This window comes from Deinococcus arcticus (genome assembly GCF_003028415.1).
Lineage (GTDB): Bacteria > Deinococcota > Deinococci > Deinococcales > Deinococcaceae > Deinococcus > Deinococcus arcticus.
This window is the reverse complement of the sequence record NZ_PYSV01000033.1, coordinates 1-16537: the sequence shown is the minus strand read 5'-3', so window position 1 is coordinate 16537 and position 16537 is coordinate 1. Positions and strand designations below refer to the sequence as shown.

At 63.9% G+C, this 16537-nt stretch carries 17 protein-coding genes, 1 tRNA gene and 1 pseudogene; 9 read left to right on the top strand and 10 right to left on the bottom strand.

The annotated features are described in order from the left end of the window. Positions 1–163 precede the first annotated feature (163 nt). Both C8263_RS18115 and C8263_RS19920 read left to right on the top strand, forming a co-directional pair. Complete coding sequence (locus C8263_RS18115) at positions 164–784, top strand: IS5 family transposase (RefSeq protein WP_408608074.1); 621 nt, start codon at positions 164–166, stop codon at positions 782–784. A 6-nt stretch (positions 785–790) separates the two neighbouring features. Further along, entirely contained in the window at positions 791–979 is a 189-nt protein-coding gene (locus C8263_RS19920; protein ID WP_408608075.1) for a transposase, read from the top strand. Between the two features lie 17 nt (positions 980–996). Here the strand turns inward: C8263_RS19920 and C8263_RS19940 are convergent, their stop codons facing one another. Next, complete coding sequence (locus C8263_RS19940) at positions 997–1185, bottom strand: Imm32 family immunity protein (RefSeq protein WP_442873439.1); 189 nt, start codon at positions 1183–1185, stop codon at positions 997–999. A gap of 392 nt (positions 1186–1577) precedes the next feature. Between C8263_RS19940 and C8263_RS18110 the strand changes: the two genes are divergently transcribed. Both C8263_RS18110 and C8263_RS18105 read left to right on the top strand, forming a co-directional pair. Further along, positions 1578–2237 carry a hypothetical protein gene (locus tag C8263_RS18110; protein ID WP_107139522.1) on the top strand — a complete coding sequence of 220 codons (660 nt, stop codon included), beginning with the start codon at positions 1578–1580 and terminating at the stop codon, positions 2235–2237. A 76-nt stretch (positions 2238–2313) separates the two neighbouring features. Then, on the top strand, positions 2314–2601 hold the full coding sequence (locus C8263_RS18105) for a hypothetical protein (RefSeq protein ID WP_146160780.1): 288 nt from the start codon (positions 2314–2316) through the stop codon (positions 2599–2601). Between the two features lie 218 nt (positions 2602–2819). Here C8263_RS18105 and C8263_RS18100 read toward each other — a convergent pair whose 3' ends face one another. The 5 genes from C8263_RS18100 to C8263_RS18080 all read right to left on the bottom strand — a co-directional run bounded on the left by C8263_RS18100 (position 2820) and on the right by C8263_RS18080 (position 7038). Further along, positions 2820–3530, bottom strand: coding sequence for an IS6 family transposase (locus C8263_RS18100; RefSeq protein ID WP_107139523.1), 711 nt, complete (start codon positions 3528–3530; stop codon positions 2820–2822). A 322-nt stretch (positions 3531–3852) separates the two neighbouring features. Next, positions 3853–3926, bottom strand: a tRNA-Glu gene (locus C8263_RS18095). An 8-nt stretch (positions 3927–3934) separates the two neighbouring features. Beyond that, on the bottom strand, positions 3935–5293 hold the full coding sequence (locus C8263_RS18090) for a hypothetical protein (protein WP_107139520.1): 1359 nt from the start codon (positions 5291–5293) through the stop codon (positions 3935–3937). Between the two features lie 622 nt (positions 5294–5915). Next, positions 5916–6587: a hypothetical protein gene (locus C8263_RS18085; RefSeq protein ID WP_107139519.1), complete on the bottom strand. Its 672-nt coding sequence runs from the start codon at positions 6585–6587 to the stop codon at positions 5916–5918. After that, positions 6577–7038: an AHH domain-containing protein gene (locus C8263_RS18080; protein ID WP_146160779.1), complete on the bottom strand. Its 462-nt coding sequence runs from the start codon at positions 7036–7038 to the stop codon at positions 6577–6579. Before C8263_RS18080 ends, C8263_RS18085 begins: the two co-directional genes overlap by 11 nt. Positions 7039–7265: 227 nt before the next feature. Here C8263_RS18080 and C8263_RS19915 point away from each other — a divergent pair. Then, positions 7266–7352: pseudogene (locus C8263_RS19915) on the top strand (tyrosine-type recombinase/integrase); the annotation flags it as partial. Between the two features lie 759 nt (positions 7353–8111). Here the strand turns inward: C8263_RS19915 and C8263_RS18070 are convergent. After that, the gene (locus tag C8263_RS18070) at positions 8112–9965 is read right to left on the bottom strand and encodes a hypothetical protein (RefSeq protein ID WP_146160778.1); all 1854 of its coding nucleotides are present in this window, start codon (positions 9963–9965) and stop codon (positions 8112–8114) included. A gap of 167 nt (positions 9966–10132) precedes the next feature. On the opposite strand from C8263_RS18070, the gene C8263_RS18065 reads away from it, so the two are divergent. After that, on the top strand, positions 10133–12418 hold the full coding sequence (locus C8263_RS18065; RefSeq protein ID WP_233218909.1) for a ribonuclease H-like domain-containing protein: 2286 nt from the start codon (positions 10133–10135) through the stop codon (positions 12416–12418). A 441-nt stretch (positions 12419–12859) separates the two neighbouring features. On the opposite strand, the gene C8263_RS18060 is transcribed toward C8263_RS18065, so the two are convergent. From C8263_RS18060 to C8263_RS18055, 3 genes are all read right to left on the bottom strand, one after another. Then, positions 12860–13564: a hypothetical protein gene (locus C8263_RS18060; RefSeq protein WP_146160777.1), complete on the bottom strand. Its 705-nt coding sequence runs from the start codon at positions 13562–13564 to the stop codon at positions 12860–12862. Between the two features lie 6 nt (positions 13565–13570). After that, positions 13571–13987, bottom strand: coding sequence for a hypothetical protein (locus C8263_RS19110; protein WP_158263856.1), 417 nt, complete (start codon positions 13985–13987; stop codon positions 13571–13573). Between the two features lie 587 nt (positions 13988–14574). After that, positions 14575–14829, bottom strand: coding sequence for an Imm74 family immunity protein (locus C8263_RS18055; RefSeq protein WP_107139514.1), 255 nt, complete (start codon positions 14827–14829; stop codon positions 14575–14577). 249 nt (positions 14830–15078) lie between these two features. Between C8263_RS18055 and C8263_RS18050 the strand changes: the two genes are divergently transcribed. The 3 genes from C8263_RS18050 to C8263_RS18040 all read left to right on the top strand — a co-directional run bounded on the left by C8263_RS18050 (position 15079) and on the right by C8263_RS18040 (position 16302). Next, positions 15079–15384, top strand: a complete 306-nt coding sequence (locus tag C8263_RS18050) for a hypothetical protein (protein ID WP_107139513.1) — start codon at positions 15079–15081, stop codon at positions 15382–15384. 117 nt (positions 15385–15501) lie between these two features. Further along, positions 15502–15780, top strand: coding sequence for a hypothetical protein (locus C8263_RS18045; protein ID WP_107139512.1), 279 nt, complete (start codon positions 15502–15504; stop codon positions 15778–15780). A 51-nt stretch (positions 15781–15831) separates the two neighbouring features. Then, positions 15832–16302 carry a hypothetical protein gene (locus tag C8263_RS18040; protein WP_146160775.1) on the top strand — a complete coding sequence of 157 codons (471 nt, stop codon included), beginning with the start codon at positions 15832–15834 and terminating at the stop codon, positions 16300–16302. The last annotated feature ends 235 nt before the right edge of the window (positions 16303–16537 follow it).

Genomic DNA, 16537 nt, shown 5'->3' with positions numbered 1-16537 from the left:
AACAGACCGCAATGCGCGGTCTGTGCGGGCGAATTGGCAGTTCTCGATATCGGCAGCACGGGACAAGCTCAAACGTCACTACCCCTTCGATGAATAGCCATCTTCATGCCTGTGGTCATCCACTAGGGCGTGTGCTCATGGGGGCTCAATAGCCTGAACGGCTTTGAGCGAACTTCACCGCCACAACCTTAGAGACGACCAATGGGCTGCATTGCAGCCTCATCTCCCCGCAGAACGCGGATTTGGCGGCCGTCCGCGACTCAACGATCGCGTGTTCTTCAGTGCCATTCTCTGGCTTCTTCGTCCTGGTGCGCCCTGGCGTGATCTCCCACCCTGCTACGGCAATTGGAGTTCAATCAGCACACGCTTCTACCGCTGGTGTCAGCAAGGCGTGTGGACCAACCTCCTGTCACAGCTTCAGCAGCTCGCGGATCAGCACGGCCAAATCGATTGGCATAAGCAGTACATCGACTCGACGGTCGTCCGGGCACATCATCACGCTGCGGGAGCACAAGGTGGGCAGCAAGGCGAAGCCCTGGGGCGCTCCCGAGGCGGGTTCAGTACCAAGGTGCACCTCAAGTGCGAGGGTCAGGGCAAGCCCCTTGCAGTCCACCTCACAGGTGGAGAGCGGCACGAGATGGTCGGCTTCCGGCCACTCCTTGATGCTGGACGGATCAAACGCGCTGGGGTTGGAAGGCCAGAGCACCGTCCAGCGCAGCTCGTCGGTGATCGGGGGTACAGTAACAGCATTGCCCGCAAGGAACTCCGGCGACGTGGCATTTGAGCAGTCATCCCACCGAAGCAAGGGCAACGACACGCAACGCAGTACGACCACGTTGCGTACCGCGAACGCAACCAGATCGAACGCGCCATTGCTTGGCTGAAACGGTTTCGGCGTATCGCAACGCGCTACGACAAGCGGCGCTGTCATTACGCAGCATGGCTCGAAGTGGCTGTCGCCATGACGTGGATCCGCTGACAGCATCCAGACGAGGTCTACAGCTGTTCCGGGAACTTCATGACCGTGAGCGGCGCAGATCCTTCTTCAAGACTGTTCCAGTCTTCCAGGTGCCAGTGGTGCCAGGCCTGCACACCATCAACAGTGAGTCCCAGGAGCAGTCGAGCAAGTGAACGCAGAGCGTGGCCCCCCTTTCTTCTGCAACCAGCCCTTACGCTGAGGCCCATGCCACCGCACCTGACACTCGCCAACCTTCACGCCGAGTTCCAGGCGGCCTGAACTTCAGGCCGCCTGCGTGATCGGGGCCCCGCTGCGTTCTTGAGGTCAACAACTTGCCACACCCCGCACGCACCCTCGCCGGACGCGGCCTTGCCGTGGCTCGCGCAGGTGGCGGCGGGGCGGACCACGCCCGTCCTCACCCGCGCCTCCCTGCACGTCGAACGCGATCCCCTAACCGACCCCCTCGCCCGCGTCATGACCCCCGGACTCCAGGCCACGGCCGCTACCTGCCCGTCTGGGCCCCTCCAGTCCTTCTGGTCACATCCGACAGCGGGTCCCGCCCGTCTGCCGGTACCCTCAGCCCAGTCCCACGCCCCCTCTCCCCTGCCCCGGAGCCCCGATGACCCGTTTCCCTGCCCACCAGACCCTCGCCACGCTGATCCTCTCCACGGGCGCCGCCCTCGCCGCGCCCACCCTGAAGGTCCAGGCGACCGTCACCGGCGCCTGCACCGTCAAGGCCCGCATCACCACCCTCCCCGACGGCGTGTTCCTCAGCGTGCGCCTGAAGTTCTGCGGTGCCCGAGGCAGCGACCCCGCCCTGGGCACCAAACTCTGGCGTGCCAAGATCAAGAACGGGCAGGCCAGCCTCACGCTTGACGAGCGCCAGGCCAGCACCAGCCTCCCCAAAGGCACCTACGATCTCACCGTCTTCTCCAGCTCGCTCCGGCTGGAGAACCAGACGTTTTTCCAGAAGGACCTGAAGGAGAACGTGAAGACCAGCGCGCCCGTGACCCTGCAGGCTGACGGTCTGGACTCCCGGGCCATCCGCGCAGCCGATTCCCTATCCGAGCGGGTGTGGGATGGATACCGGGACCACCCGATCGGCACCACGGCCGCCCAGTACGTGTCGTATTTCCAGCAGTACGGGGCACCCGAGGTGATTGCGCAGCCCGGCGGGGGCCGCGCGTACTACTTCCCGAAGCTCGATCTGGCGTACGTCGTGCGCGGGGACCAGGACACCACCCTCGCCCGCGGCCGCATCTACCATGGCCTTAAGTGAGCCTCTTGGGCCCGGTGGGGCGTGTGCCCTGCTGGTCCTCGATTCCACGGCCGGGAACCTCCAGACGGGCCGGTACGTGTCGAACTTGGCCGATGCGGCTGAAGTGCACGGCCTGACATTCAGGTACGTGGGCGAGCACGAAGTCGGCGCGGATCACGTGCACTTTACATGGCTCGACGGCGAACGGGACGTGAAGCTGGTGTTGATCGACGACTACGCGCATGACCGGGCCCTCCTGGCAGTGGAGGGCTTTCCGGACAGGCCCTTGGACGCGGCGCTGGCCTGGCTGGGAGCGCGCGTCGGTATCGTGGAGCGCGTGGACGACGTGCTGCCGCCCGGAACGATCGCAGGCAACCGGCCTTGACCCCACGATGGAGTCACGCCCTGTACCGCCGGACCCTCATCCGGGGCCGGTGGGCGTGGGACCTGCTGGTCGTCCTGATCACGGCGCTGGACCCGCCGAAACCCTTGCTGTGGGGTTCTGGCAACTTAAGGCCGATAGGGTGATGAGGCGTGACGGTTATGGTAAGTTATTGGCTTCCAGAAGGCGGAAGAAACCCAGAAAGGCAGGTGGCCTAAAGTTTAGGCCACCTGCTGTATCGTTTCTTGCCACGTCTTAAAGGCAGCCTGTTGATGTAAGCGACGGGGGCGAGCGGGAACGGTGGAGCGGGCAGAGTGGTGAAGATTCGCCAAGTGGGCGTGTAGGTTGAGGAAGCCCTGTGCTCGTTTTCGTGACCTGAAACCTCGCAGTTGCCGTTCCTGCCGCCGGGTCGGGCGATGGGACTGCTCAATCAGGTTGTTGCAACGGGCGGTCGAGACCACCTGAACGTGCTCCACAGCGTGGAGCACGGGAAGCTCGCGCAGGGCCGCACCATAGCTCCGAAGCTTGTCGGTATGGATGACCTCCGGCACGTCGTATTCCCCCAACAGTCGCTGGAAGAACGATCTGGCGGCCTCGGTGTGGCGATGTGCCTGCAGGAGAACGTCCAGCACTGCGCCGTATTCGTCAACGGCCCGCCACAACCAGTGTTTGACGCCGCCGACATCTACCCGCATCTCGTCGAGGTGCCACCGGGAACCCCGGCGGGGTTCTCGGTGACGGAGGCCCTGGGCCAAGAGATCACCGAAGTTGATGCACCACGTGCGGATGGATTCACGGGTCAGGGTGACTACCCGCTCTAGCAGCAGTTCTTCGACATCTCGATCGCTGAGCGTGAAGCGGTGGTAGAGCCAAACCGCGTCACCGATCACGGCGAGGGGGAACCGATAGCCAGGGAGCCTTTGACCACTCAGCACCGCGTCACCCTACCCCAACAACTTGCTACACCCATTTCACTTTGCGCTTGGTGACAGTTGACTTAAAACACCCCTGCAAGTGGGGCTCCCGGTGGACAGAGCAGCAACGTCTGCCGACGGCCGCACGGCAGGCAGCATCCGCCAGCTCCCCGTGCGGCAGCAGGCTGGCGCAGGGCGGCCTTGCACGGCCAGTCAACCCTGATCCCACAGTGGAAAGGCGTCGCTCAATCGCGACGCCTGGGGCTTCTGAGGGCAGGACTCGAACCTGCGCCCTTGCACGGGCCGACCGCTCCGCCGGTAGGCGACCTCAGCCTGTGGGAACAGGTGAGCAGGGCTCGAACCTGCGTCCAGTCGGTAAGAGAGCCGACCGCTCTACCACTGAGCTACCACCGTTCCCGTCTCTACTCTGCCTGATCTGTCCCCAAGGTGTCATCCGCCACCTGGCGCAGGGGCCGTCCACTGAAGACCCCCGCGCGGCGCAGCACCCGGGCCAGGCCAGGGCTGCTGACCGTCACCCCATGCACCAGTTCCGGGGTCAGGCGGAAGGGAGCCACGCGCGCGCGCGTGCGCGGCGCGATCCAACCGCTCTGTTCCGGATGTAGCCCCAGGTCCAGGCAAAGCTGCCGCACCGTGCGGCGCGTGCAGGGAGCCTCACCAGCCAGGACCGTCCATGGCAGGGGCAGGCGGGCCCAGACCTGGGTGTTCGGGTCCAGCTGCCCGCCACTGTGCTGATGCCACCAGGCGACGTCCGCCGCCATGAGCCGCATGGCCTTGCCTGGGCAGACCGCGTCCAGCAGTTCATCCAGGTCCAGGGCGTACAGCAGGTTCATCCAGCCGTCCCGCGCCTGATTCCAGGCGCCAGCCAGCAGGTTCCAGGTGCTGCTGTCATTGCCCCGGCGCACAATCATCGTGTCCCGGTCAAAGGTCGAACGCGCCCATACCTCCTGCATCAACGTGGCGGTGCGCTCGAGCACGGCACAGCAGCGGCCCAGCAGCTGGCCTTTTTGCGCTTCGGAGAGGTGACGGAGCACCTCCGGGTCTGGGTACACGTGGGCAATCGCCCACCAGTTCGTCGTGGCGGCGCGGCGGCAATGCCGGAACAGCAGGTCTGCCACACCGTCATACGGGCGAACCTGGGCCGTATTGGTGAACTCGCTGCGCACATGGCAGCGGGCGGTGTAGTACGCGATGAAGGCCGCGCTGGCGTCATCACGTGCAAACACCGAAAACGGCAGCTCGGAGGCCAGCCTGGACTTGCTGATCAAGGTCAGCGCCCGCTTCTCCAGTTCCCGCGCGAGGGTCGCCTGTTTGCGCTCGAGGCGCTGAACCAGCCGGAAGCGTTTGTTGTACTGGCGCCGGCTGAGGTCCAGGCCCGCCGCCGCCCGCGCGTCCCGGTTGAGTCGGTCACGCTGAAAATCACTCTCGCCCACCTGCTTGTGAATCTCAGCACTGGCCTGACCGAGATACTGGCCCAGCTGCGCCACCACGCCGGGCTCGTCGGTCGGCGGCAGCGGCGCAGCGAACAGCGCGCCGGCGACCTGAAGGTTTGGGGCGGCCGGCCGGCGGAAGTCGGCGGGCATGCTGCTCCAGTGGGATGAAGCCGCCCCCCGCGCCTGCCGCTGCGCCTTGAGGAGGCGCTGCCGATCGGCCGGGCTCAGTTGATCGGCCATCAGCTGCGTAATCGGCGTGAGCAGGTCCTCCGGGCGCACGCGGCGATCCAGGGAAGCGTGGAGGGTGCGGCGCAGGTCAGGAGTCGTCATCAGTGGGCCTCTTCAGATGAAGTGTAGCCACCCGAACCTGCCTGGGCGCAGCGCCGACTGACGGAGGCCAGACAGGCCGTTTGACGCATCCTGGCCGGGGAGGGCCGCCCGTGCCGAAGGCCCATCTCCGGTATGGGCGTTTGCTGTCACCGTGGAGCGACAGCTGGCGGAGTCCAGGCAGCAGCGGCGACACGCCGAAGCCACTCGTTACACATATTCTGCCCGTAGGCAAAATTATCATTTTACTTTTCTACTGGCATAATTTATGGAAATTTTTCGGCGTTCAGGACGAGATTTTTTCGGCTCGCTCGTAGGAAGCCCAGGAAGGCCCTTCCAAGATGTGGCAGCACTCATTCGTGAGATCGGCCTTGAAGGCTACTCGACACACGTGATGGGGTCAGGTCCAGGTCACCGGGGGCCTGCGTCTGCCGCATAGCTGGCCCCTCCGTTTTCTCCATCTATCGGCCCGTCAGTGCGCAAGAGGCCAGCACAGCGGCGACCATGCAAACAGTCCCCTTCATTTCTGGGCTGCAAGGCTGCCGCCCTCCTGGCCTCGGGCGTAGTGGCCACGGCGTTTCTTACCTCAGGACTCAGCTTGTCGCGGCCGATATGCATCTCGGCATTAGGTTCCAGGCGGTGCCAAAGTGATCGCATTTTCTGGGGTCGTGAGTTCAGAGAGACCAAGTGCCGCGTTGAACTCAAGGCCGGACAGACCCGCTGCTTCGCAGGCGCGTTTCACGTCATCTCGAACATAAAGAGCGTCGCCTGACCGGAACAGGGGGGGGATCGCCTGCTCGCTCTCCAACGTGATGACGTCTTCTGTGAGCCTGGCACGTGCCACCGTTCGGTGCAGGTGCTGGGCTGGGTTGATCACGGCGTACCCATCGGCCGCCACCTTGACGTCCGGGTGGGCCATCATGGCGCGGGCCGAGGGTAAGCGGAAGCCCATGGGCAGCTCCATGACGAAAACGGGGTATTCGTGGAACATCCCAGGCGCCTGCTGCCGCAAGACCTCCAGTGACTTGAGATTGAACAGAGGCACGAGGAGGCTGGCCGGAAGGCAGTCCTCACCCCAGATGTTCTGAAGGTAAGTCACTCCATAGAAGGGGGGCGTCAGCGTCTGTGCAAGTGCATAGAAATCGGCTGGAAAATAGGAGTCTTGATCCTCAACCAAGTCATGCTCGCAGAGGTAAATCTGAACCTCCGGGCTTTCGTCAGGGTAATTGAGCCCCTTCCGCTGAATGATGCCTGTAATATCCGCACGAGTTTGCCAAATAACGGCGCTATGCTTCACGGCTATCTCCTGGAGTCGGCATCTGGGACAGAGAGTCATTCCTGATGATGTTCAGCAACTCTGGACCCGGCTTCTTGAACTGATCCTGCACCAGTTGATCAAGCCCGTCCCGAATTTTGAGGAGTTGCGCGTCCGCTAGATGCTGTGGAGCCGTACCAGGCTTGACCCCCACGGTTTTGAGGAGCTCTGGGTAGGCCCTTCGGTACCAACTGCTGACGAGATCATCGTAATTGGGATGACTGGTGGCGTGCAGGATGTCGTTGAACGTCAGCCTCGGGAATTTCTGCCGGAGGATCTTCAGGGCCTCTGTGCTCTTGGCCAGGGTCAGCATGTTCGCTCCCCGGTCGGGCGAGATCAGCCCCCGGCGGAAACCCTCCTGGAAAAATGGATTGCTGCGCATGACGTTGTCTGGCCAGAGGTGATGGTTGTTCGTTAAGCCGGATCCGGGCATGGGCGGGGGATTGTTCGCGTTGTACTCCGTGGGTTGGGCCACGTGGTAGTCCCGGCTCAGATCACCTTCTTTGAACGTCAGGCCGTCCGGCTGCCAGTTTCCTGCTTCATCGGCTCAAAGCTTCGGGACGGGGCCGCGCCTGCCATTTGGCTGGTACGCCAGTTGCAGCGTTTTTCCGTTGGAGAGCTTCGTGACGAGGTACTGGTAGCCCAGCGGAAGATTGCCCGTTTCTCGGCCACGCGTCCGTGGACACGACCCGGCGGTATGTGGCGATGGAAGAAAACGACGTCCAGCATGAGGTCGAGGACTTCTGAACGTGATTGTGCTGTATGTCCTGGCGTGCCCGTGCATACCGCCGTATCTTGTTCACCATCAAAGGCGACCTTTTTCGGGTCGCCTTTCTCCTTGGTCGCAGCCACTCGGGCTTGGGTGGGCCGGTTTGCACATGCAGGTCCAGCAGTTCAGGGGGCTGGCATCCACCACCAGCGTTTGGTCGGTCGTCCATTCTTGCTACGGTGAGGCCCGGCACGCGACCAGCCCCGTTCCACTGCCAACACGCCCCCTGCGCTGGCATCAGGAAGCCGCACCGCATTGGCCTACCAGGGTACGGCAGCTGCTCACCGGTGCCGTGCACCGGTCCCCCAGGACTGAACGCCCGGAGCAGTGGGGCGTCGGGTCCTCATGACGCAATATGCCAGACCCTGACCAGCGCCTGCACGGCCCGCGCTTTGGCTGTGGCGCTCTGCCGCCCGCCCCGCAATACGGTGCCCTGTCGCGGTGCAGACGGTCAGCAGCTGCCCGCGGTGGCCGTGCAGTGCGCGCACCGCCGGTTCTGGCCGTTGAAATCCGCACGACTTGGCCCCTCTACTGGGCCTCTCCCGCTCGCCCTGCTGAACACCGTGACGTATCTAGTGCTCCGTGAACCTGAACCGGCCTGTCTGCCTCTCTGGGCCACCACAGCCTTGATTCTGGAAACAGGGGACAACGCAGCGCCCTCTGCCTCGGCCACCAAGTGGAACAGCAAACGCCGCTGCCGCACAGCAGAGCCCCACAACGGCCGCTGCCCTGCTGCTTCAGGGTTGCGGTGCGTCTGCGGTCTCTGGCGGAGGTGGCAAAAAGGGGTTGGCGTGGCGGGGCGCGTGCCCGGCAATGTTCCACACCATGACCCCCAGCAGCGCCGCGCTCATCGCCCAGGCCAGGCCAGCCAGGGCCGGCACACCCAGGCCGCCCATACCCAGTGCGGCGAGCACTGCCACAGGGTACGCGAGAAGGCCCCGGTACATCCGGGCTGCCCGCTGCCCATACTCATGCACGCCCTCAGGCGTGTCTGGAAGCTGCGGCTCGACGTTGCCCAGGGGGTCCCGGTCCAGGGCGGTTTCCGTGATGACGCGGTGCAACCAGCCCACCACCGCGTTATTGTCGAAGTACCCGGTGTGATTCTTGCCCATGTTGATATTGTCGTAGTTGACGACCGGAACATTAAAGATCATGGGCGTGAAATCTTCGAGATCATTCGGGGTTTCAATTGGGCCAGAAATGGCGTCGCCTGCTGTATGAAAATTGACCCACAGAATATTGGGAACGCCGTTCTTCTTGAAGGGCAGCTTGGAGGCGTCACCCGTCAGCTTGTTGTACGTCCGTTCGTAATGGCGTGAAAAGCCACTCCTGCTCTCCGTGAAGTAATGCATCTTGTCAATCGGTGAGCCGTACGTGATCAGGTGCTTGATTTTCGCCAGCTCGTCTGCGGCCGCCGTTTCATCGTTGCCATTGTCTTGCAGGCGGCGGTAATTCATGTACAGCAGTGACTCATACGTGACCCGGGAACCCAGGCTGTGCGCGGCAATGACCACACGTTCGCATTTGGGGTCCTGGACAATGACCTCCAGCGTTTCCGTGCACAGTTCCAGAACGGCGCGGCGTTTTTCATACTTGGTGTCGTTCTCGTCGTAGGTGCCCCAATACGCGACGTCCCCGAAATACTCCGCCAGAAAGCCGTTCAGCGGACTGGCCAGCAGGAGACCAAACATGACCTGCGCGACACTCCGGCCCAGCCCTTCGGCCCGCCAGAAGTCGATGGGGTCGACAAACGGTGCGGTGGACCAGGACACCACACTGGCCGCAAGGGTGACCGAGAAAACGAACACCGACACCACCAGACCAATGAATCCGACAGAAGTCAGCAGGGCCTTCCAGTTTTCAGCCCGACAGGCCTTTTCCCAAATCGCAAGAGGCTGCTCAAGGGGTGAGGACGCGACAAATGGAGGAACAGGTCGCGCTGGGCAGATGTTCTTTTTAACCTTCTTAAATGGAGGAACGAGTCGAGCCGCGCGGCTGTACTTTTGAAACTGCTTAAACGTGCTTTGGGGATACTTCCGGATCCTTTCAATATGCGAAAACTCATCCAGCAGCGAGGCCATGGCTTGGGCCGCTGTTCGATCAATGGTCCCCCGCTCGACCAGCTGGTACAGGACAGAGATCCGGGTGCGCACAAATGAACGCCACGGCGCGCGCAGGTGAATCACTGCCTTGGGGACCTGGAGGGCGAACCACTTGAGCACGTCCAGCGCGGGAAGCCCGCCGGCCATTTTGGGCGCCCAGTAGGCTTCGAAAAACCGCACGTTCTGGTAACGGATGTTGTCCTTGGTGTAGGTCGCGCGCACGTAGTACAGGTGATCCCGATCTTTCAGGTCCACGTGCCAGCGCCGGGGTTTTAGTCTCGACCACTTGCCCCGCGTGCCCTTTCCCACCTCGGCATACAGGTCAAGGGTGTCGATCAGGTGGCTGAGGTTGTCGTAGCGCCGCGAGTTGCCCATCCCATGCACGATCACGACCGCTGTGTAGGGCCCCTTTCCCTCAACATCGGAACGTGGGGCTGCAGGTACGGGCTTGGCGGGCAAGGCAGAGGTGGACTGAACCGGATCGGGCATAGTGACCTCCTGAACGGGACGGTGAAGCAGGACAATGGGCAGAGGCGGTGTCTTCTTAGTGTGACATTTTCCACAGTTATGTCGCGTCGAAATGACCAGCGCTGTCTATTCGTGACCACGCGCCCCCTGTGGAGGCCGCAGCACACAAGCTGGGCATAATGCCGGGCATGACCCGGCCGACCCTCCCCCCGCCGCTCCCTGGCATCGTGTCTGTGCACGCCGGCGCGGACGGCGGGGTGACCGTCTGGCAAAGGGATCCAGTCACAGGTCAGGCCCAGGTGCACCGCACCCGGCAGCGCGGCTGGATCTATGCCCGGCACCTGGGCGACCTGGCCCACCTCGGCGACCGGCTGACCGTGTCCACCAGCCCGGCCCCGACCCATGCCCGCTACCACGCGCAGGACCTCGCGCCGGACGGTGTGGACGCGCGGGCCTACCGCTACCTGCTGAGCGGCCCCAGCCCCCGCCAGCTGGAGAACGAGATTCAGCAGGGGGCCCTGAACGCCCGGGCGTTGAAGGCCCGCCCCGCGCTGGGTGACCTCAGCGGCTACCTGCGCCTGGGCTACACGGAGCAGTACCTCATCGCCACCGGGCAGACCTACCACCAGGACCTGACCTTCGATCAGCCCGTCCGGCTGCAGTTCGACCTGGAAACCACCGCGCTGAGTCCGGACGAGGGACGAATCTTCCTGATCGCCGTGCGGGACAACCGCGGCCTGGAGACACTGCTTGAAGCCCGGCAAGCGGCGAAAGAAGGCGAGATGATTGAGGCGTTCCTGGCCCTGGTGCAAGCGCGCGACCCAGATGTCATTGAGAACCACTTCATCCATGGCTTCGATCTGCCGTTCATCACGGCCCGCGCCCGCCGGCACGGCATTCCCTTCCGGCTCGGCCGGGCGGGGGACGGGGTGCCCTGGACGGTCGATGATGGAAGCCGCACGCCCTTGTGGGTTTGCCCTGGCCGGGAAATTCTCGATACGCTCGACGCGGTGCGCCGCCTGAACCTCCCGTCCAGCGGCCTGAAGGCTGCCGCGCGGCACTTCGGCATCGCGCCGGAAGGCCGGGTCTACCTGGAAGGCGCGGAGATCGTCCAGACCTACTGGGATCAACCGAAGCTCGTGCGGCAGTACGCCCTGCAGGACGTGCAGGAGGTGGACGCCTTGGCGCGGATCGTGCTCGCACCCAGTTTCGCCCTGGCCCGCCTGACGCCCCGCCCGTACCACCGTCTCACGCGCGCGGGCCCGGCCAAGGGCGTCTTAGAGCCGATGCTGATCCGCGCGTATTACGAGGCGGGGCGGCCCTTCCCAGCGCCGGAACGGGGGCATGCTGACCCGCACCGGGGTGGCCACGTGCAGCTGCATGCCGAGGGCGTTCTACAGCACATCGTCAAAGCGGACGTGGCGAGCATGTACCCCAGCATCATCCGCGCGGAGGGCATCGGGCCGCGGCAGGACGAACTGGGGAGCTTCCACCGGATCGTGAGTGACCTGACCACCCAGCGTCTGACCCACAAGCGGGAAGCCCGGAATGCCCGCCTCAGCGACGCTGAGCGCCGGGACCACCACGCCATGCAGGACGCCATGAAACTGGTCGTGAATGCCGCGTACGGGTACCTGGGGGCGGGGCGGCTGGCGAAGCTGGGCGACCGGGAGGCCGCCGATCGGGTGACCGCCCGGGGCCGCGCGCTCCTGCAGCAGGTCACGGCGGCGCTGGAAGCGTGCGGCGTGCAGCTGATCGAGTCGGACACCGATGGGGTGTATTTCAGCACCGGCCAGGAGATCGGTGAGGGGGCGGAACGCGCGCTGATCGCGCAGGTTGCGGCCGGGTTGCCAGAAGGAATCACGCTGGAGTTCGATGGGCGGGCGCGGGCGATGCTGAGCCATCAGGTGAAGAATTACGTGCTGCTGCGGTACGACGGCACGCTGGACCTCAGCGGCGCGTCGTTCGAGTCCAGCCGCTCGGAGCCGTACGGCACCCTCTTCCTGCGAACGGCCCTGAACAGCCTGCTGCGTGGGGACGTGCCTGGCGTGCAAGCCGCCTTTGAGGACACGGCCAAGCGGCTGACGGAGCGGCGCTTCACGAATGCCGAGGTGAGCACGCGCGTGCGGATCGGCAAAACGCGCGCGGACTTTGCCCAGACGCGGGCCCAGCGCAAGGAAGCGCATCTGGAAGCGGCGTGGCACGCCGGGCTGGACTTCCGGGTGGGGGACCGCGTCACGCCGTATGTCCGGGCCGGACAGGGCCTGACCGTGGTGACCGATCCGGACGGGCATGATTACGACGCTGGGCACTACCAGGCGGCCCTGGTGCAGAACTACGCCACGCGGCTGCGCAAGGCGCTGGACCCGGCAGATTGGGAGCAGCTCTTTGGTGGGCGTGGTGCGGGGTTGTTTGACCGGCCAGTGAGCGAGATACGGGTGAGGTGGCAGCCGGTGCTGGACCACATGCCGTAAGCCTGTCGTGAGCACGCACGTCCCGCGCCCAGCGACGCTGTGGGTGTCATTTGGAACAGTGTATGCCGCGTCCCACATACCAGACGACGCCCGCGCCCCCGCCGCAGGGCCAGTGCCCACGAACCCCCTCGGTTGCGTGTTGCTCCCGGCGCTTTCCTGAGTTCATCGTCAGGCCTCTAGCGGAACATGACACCTGACATCCAGAGACAGAGGAACAAGACGTTTCTGGGGAGAGATGGGGCCTGGGCGCAAGGCCCTGGCCAAATGGAACCCTCGACCACCCAACGTACAGAGGTGCGGCGCGCGGCGGCGCCTCAGGCCGCTGTCAGCGTAGGTCTCGCAGATGTGGGCCGCACGGCCCTTCAGCCGCCAACCTGACCATGAACTTAAGCCCAAGACGGACTGGCGCTGCCCCCGACTGAACGCCCCAGCCGGGGCCCGTCAGTCCGTCTCTCTCCAGGTGCCAGCGGCCTGCGCCCGGGCCTGACTCTGCCTCAGGACCGCCCGCGTTTCACTGGGGGCGCAGGTCAGGTTCCTCTTGAAGCGTTTGAGTTGGCCCTGCCATTCCTTGAGGGCGGGTGCACTCACGCCCTGCGGCGTCACCTCTGGTCGGCTGTAGACGCCTTTGAGCCACGTGGCGGCCAGACAGGCGGCCTGGAGGTCAGTGAGGGTATCGGTCCAGCGGACCGTGCTGCTGGGATCAGCAAGTGTCAGGGTATACACGCGCTGCCCCGTCAATTCGCGCAGCACGCTGGTGTCACCCGGCCACCGGTGCAGCGCCCACAACCCAGCCCACACCATCGCGCAGATCAGCGCGATGGCGCCAGGGCGCTCCCGACCAGGCAGCACGACCACCGGGGTGCGCTGGGTGCTGAATCGGGGCGGCTCTTTGAGGAGGCTGGCGCGGGGCCACTGGTCGAGGGCCTGGAAGAGCGACAGCATGAACAGGCCGATCAGTGCAAGGGTCCGCCAGGTGGCGGTGTAGCTGACCATCAGCGGGGAATCGGGGGTCAGATTGGTCCAGAGAAACATGAAGTACGACACCCCGCAGGCCACCGCACTGATGACCCCCAGGCCGTAGCCCAGCCGCCGCCCTGGGGTCCAGGGCAAGGGGGGCGGAAGAGGGGGCGGGGCAGGCGGAGTCATGGCGGCTCAGTATGGCAGGCGCGTCGCGGGGATGAGAAGGCCGGGCTCACCCCCACCTGCCGCGCCAGGACAGTCTCCGGCGCCTGATCCTGCGCAGGCCACCCGCCACGGCACAGCACGAATGCACCCCTCCTCTTTCAACCGATCGGCCAGATCGCGAGCACGCTTTTGAACCCGCTGTCCTGTGGCAGCAGGCTGCAGCCCACGGCCGACTGATCCCATCAGGGTGATGCAGGACGACAATGCCTTGGCCTGCCGGGCCTTGTTCAAGCAGGCGTCGAGTTGCCCTCTGCTCAGCGACAGGCCCAGCAGGTCCCGCGTCAGGGCCGAAAAAGCCCGGGCATGCGAATCGGCCAGTGGGCCGGCCCTGGCGGTGATGTGCATGTCGGACAGGTAACCGTCGTTCATGCGGTTGATGGTCACCTGCCCGAAGGGCTTCCTGAGTTCGAAGCGGGAGGCAGCTGGACTCTCCCAGGCGAGGCCCACGGTTGTCCACAGCGTGAGCGCGGCCCAGGAACAGGCGGTCAGCACCTGATTGAGAGACTGAGTGGGATCAGGCTGGAACGCCGCCCCAGCACCAGCAGCGGCGCCGCCTCAGCGAGCGTCGCGGCTCTTTCTGAAGCAGACCAGGGCGCCGCCAGTGGGCCCAACGTGCATGGGGTCTTTCACCCCGCCTCCCCATCTCAGGGGGCACACGAGGTTCCCGCCTCCCTGTTCCACGTGGGTGGCGAGCCACTGTCCTCCCGGCCACCGCAGGGGTCTGGGTGGAGGGGGCCCGCCGAAGCGCCCGCAAAAGCCAGGGAAATGGGGTGAAGTGGCGGTCCTTGTGGCCGCCCTCGGCACCCTGCTGACTGGCCTCGCGGCACTTCTGAACGCCCTGAAATAAGCCTCTTTCCCCCGGTATGCACCTCTGACCTGCCCTGGCTAACCGCTGGGGCAGGTTTGTCGTGGAGAGGGGACGGGCCCCCGCTCTAGTTCAGACCGGTGACCAGAAATTGAAGGGCACGCCTTTATTCGACCTGAAGTACATGGCCGTCACGCGCAAGGGTCTGCTGGGCAGCGTGCACCATCGCATCGGTATCGGTCTGGGCAATGGGGATCCCATGGTCCGGTGGGTTCCAGTGAGACGGCCTGTCCCGGTAGATCACGAACCCAAGCTTGCCGGTCTCGGGGAGGAGCATCTCACCCCCAAACCTGACTGAACGTTCACCTACACGAATGCTGATCCAGCTCCGTGTGACTTGCACGATGTTCACTCCGGCCATGGGCTGATCGTGACACGCTGCAGCGTGAACCTCCCTCGCGTTCACCCTTCAATCTGAGCTGGACAGCGAACGAATGGGTCGTCAACTTGGGTCTGTCAGAGTTCGAGCACTGGTTTGGAACAGCAGGACAGAAGAAACAGCACTGGTTGCGTCTCGCCTCTGCTCTATTCTGAAGCGATGACCCGAAGGATAGCCCTTAGGCTGAGACGTGGTCCCAACTGCTGATCTGATGAGGGAATCCCCAAGCCTGTGACCGACACGCTTAAACGCTACCTCCACACGCTGGCTCTGCCAGCCCTGCATACCCGAGAGCTCTTGTTCTTTTTCGTGGAAAACGACTGGGTCGACATTGTTGACGAGGTCGTTCGCTGCGTGCAAACCAATCAGGCCTACCGAACCCAAAGCCAGGTCATCGCCCGCGACGAACGCGGCTGGTTCATAACGGGCGGCGTGGCCGGCTCCATTCAGCTGACAGGTCGGGCGTATTTTGATCAAGAGCACCTGATCTCCATCTTGACGGGCGCTGCCCCCTACCTGTCCCGGCTTGACGACTGATGCCCATCAGGTCCAGTGCTGGTGCCAGTTGGAACGCGTCTCCCGCCCGGGCCGCTTCAGCCAGAGGGGTCGGCACTTGCGCACACGGTTCGCGCGTCGCGCCGCTAAGGTGGCGTCATGCTCCGGCTCGGCGGTCTGCTTCTGCTCTTCCTCGGCCTTCTCCTGATTCTCCCCGCGCTGCTGGCCGACTTCATCGTCAACATCATCATCCTCTGTTCTCTGGCGATCCCGTTTTTGGCGCTCGCCGTCCTTCCATACTTCGAATCGCCTGACACCCAGGCGGCGATCTACCACCTGCGCATAATGTTGTTCGTCTCAGGCATCACGAGCATGGTGGCCGGTCTGGCGCTACTCCTCAGTCATCGGGCCTGGGCACCGCGCCGCACAGGTCCCTGAAGCCTTCGGCCCCTCGCAGCGCGAGATGGTTCAATGGCGCACTTGGAGAGGATGCTGAAAAAGCTGCTCATCATGTGCTGCGTCCTCACGGCTTGCCGGACACAGCCGGCTGAAACAGTGCAGCCGACCGGAGGCCACACGAAGATGATGGTGGATCAACTGAACGAGGCAGTCTACGACGTGCTCTCTGGGGATCAATTCAAAGAAATTGACGGCGAAAAGTTTTACGGCAAAGGAGCGTCTAGGGGCGGTTCACGCTCCCACGTCTCGAAGCTGTCTCGTGACGAGGTGCTGGCGCTGCTGTCGAACGCCATGGAGCCCTCTATCGAGAGTCAAGCGTGGGGGGACGATTATGGCCAGTACCACGTAAGTTTTCAGTTGAATGACGCGGAAAACATGCGCTTCGGCATCGGGATCAGTTCCCTGAAGTCAAAACAAGAGACGTTCAAGAGTGCGACCGAACTCCTTAGGAATTACGATTCGGACATCGTCTACACGCCGCCTTTTGAGTGGAACGAATGAAGGCGTGGAAAGACACAATCCTTGGGTTGCTCCTCTTCCCCATTGTGTCGCTCGTCTACCTGTCGCCCATCATCATTGTGGTCGGCGGCATTGTCTGGTGGGGTTGGGCTCAGTACCCGACACTTTCCGGCAGGGCTTGAAAAATTTCGGCTGACACGCGAGAACAGGACGCGTCACCCGATGTCCTCGCCAAGCTGACGCGCTGCTTCACCGCGCATTTTCCAGAGTTCCGCAA

Coding starts and splice junctions, on each gene's coding strand:
- C8263_RS18055 (WP_107139514.1), bottom strand. CDS start 14,829: ATGGCCGGAGTGAACATCGTGCAAGTCACACGGAGCTGGATCAGCATT.
- C8263_RS18065 (WP_233218909.1), top strand. CDS start 10,133: ATGACCCGGCCGACCCTCCCCCCGCCGCTCCCTGGCATCGTGTCTGTG.
- C8263_RS18070 (WP_146160778.1), bottom strand. CDS start 9,965: ATGCCCGATCCGGTTCAGTCCACCTCTGCCTTGCCCGCCAAGCCCGTA.
- C8263_RS18110 (WP_107139522.1), top strand. CDS start 1,578: ATGACCCGTTTCCCTGCCCACCAGACCCTCGCCACGCTGATCCTCTCC.
- C8263_RS18040 (WP_146160775.1), top strand. CDS start 15,832: ATGCTGAAAAAGCTGCTCATCATGTGCTGCGTCCTCACGGCTTGCCGG.
- C8263_RS18080 (WP_146160779.1), bottom strand. CDS start 7,038: ATGCCCGGATCCGGCTTAACGAACAACCATCACCTCTGGCCAGACAAC.
- C8263_RS18045 (WP_107139512.1), top strand. CDS start 15,502: ATGCTCCGGCTCGGCGGTCTGCTTCTGCTCTTCCTCGGCCTTCTCCTG.
- C8263_RS19940 (WP_442873439.1), bottom strand. CDS start 1,185: ATGGGCCTCAGCGTAAGGGCTGGTTGCAGAAGAAAGGGGGGCCACGCT.
- C8263_RS18060 (WP_146160777.1), bottom strand. CDS start 13,564: ATGACTCCGCCTGCCCCGCCCCCTCTTCCGCCCCCCTTGCCCTGGACC.
- C8263_RS18090 (WP_107139520.1), bottom strand. CDS start 5,293: ATGACGACTCCTGACCTGCGCCGCACCCTCCACGCTTCCCTGGATCGC.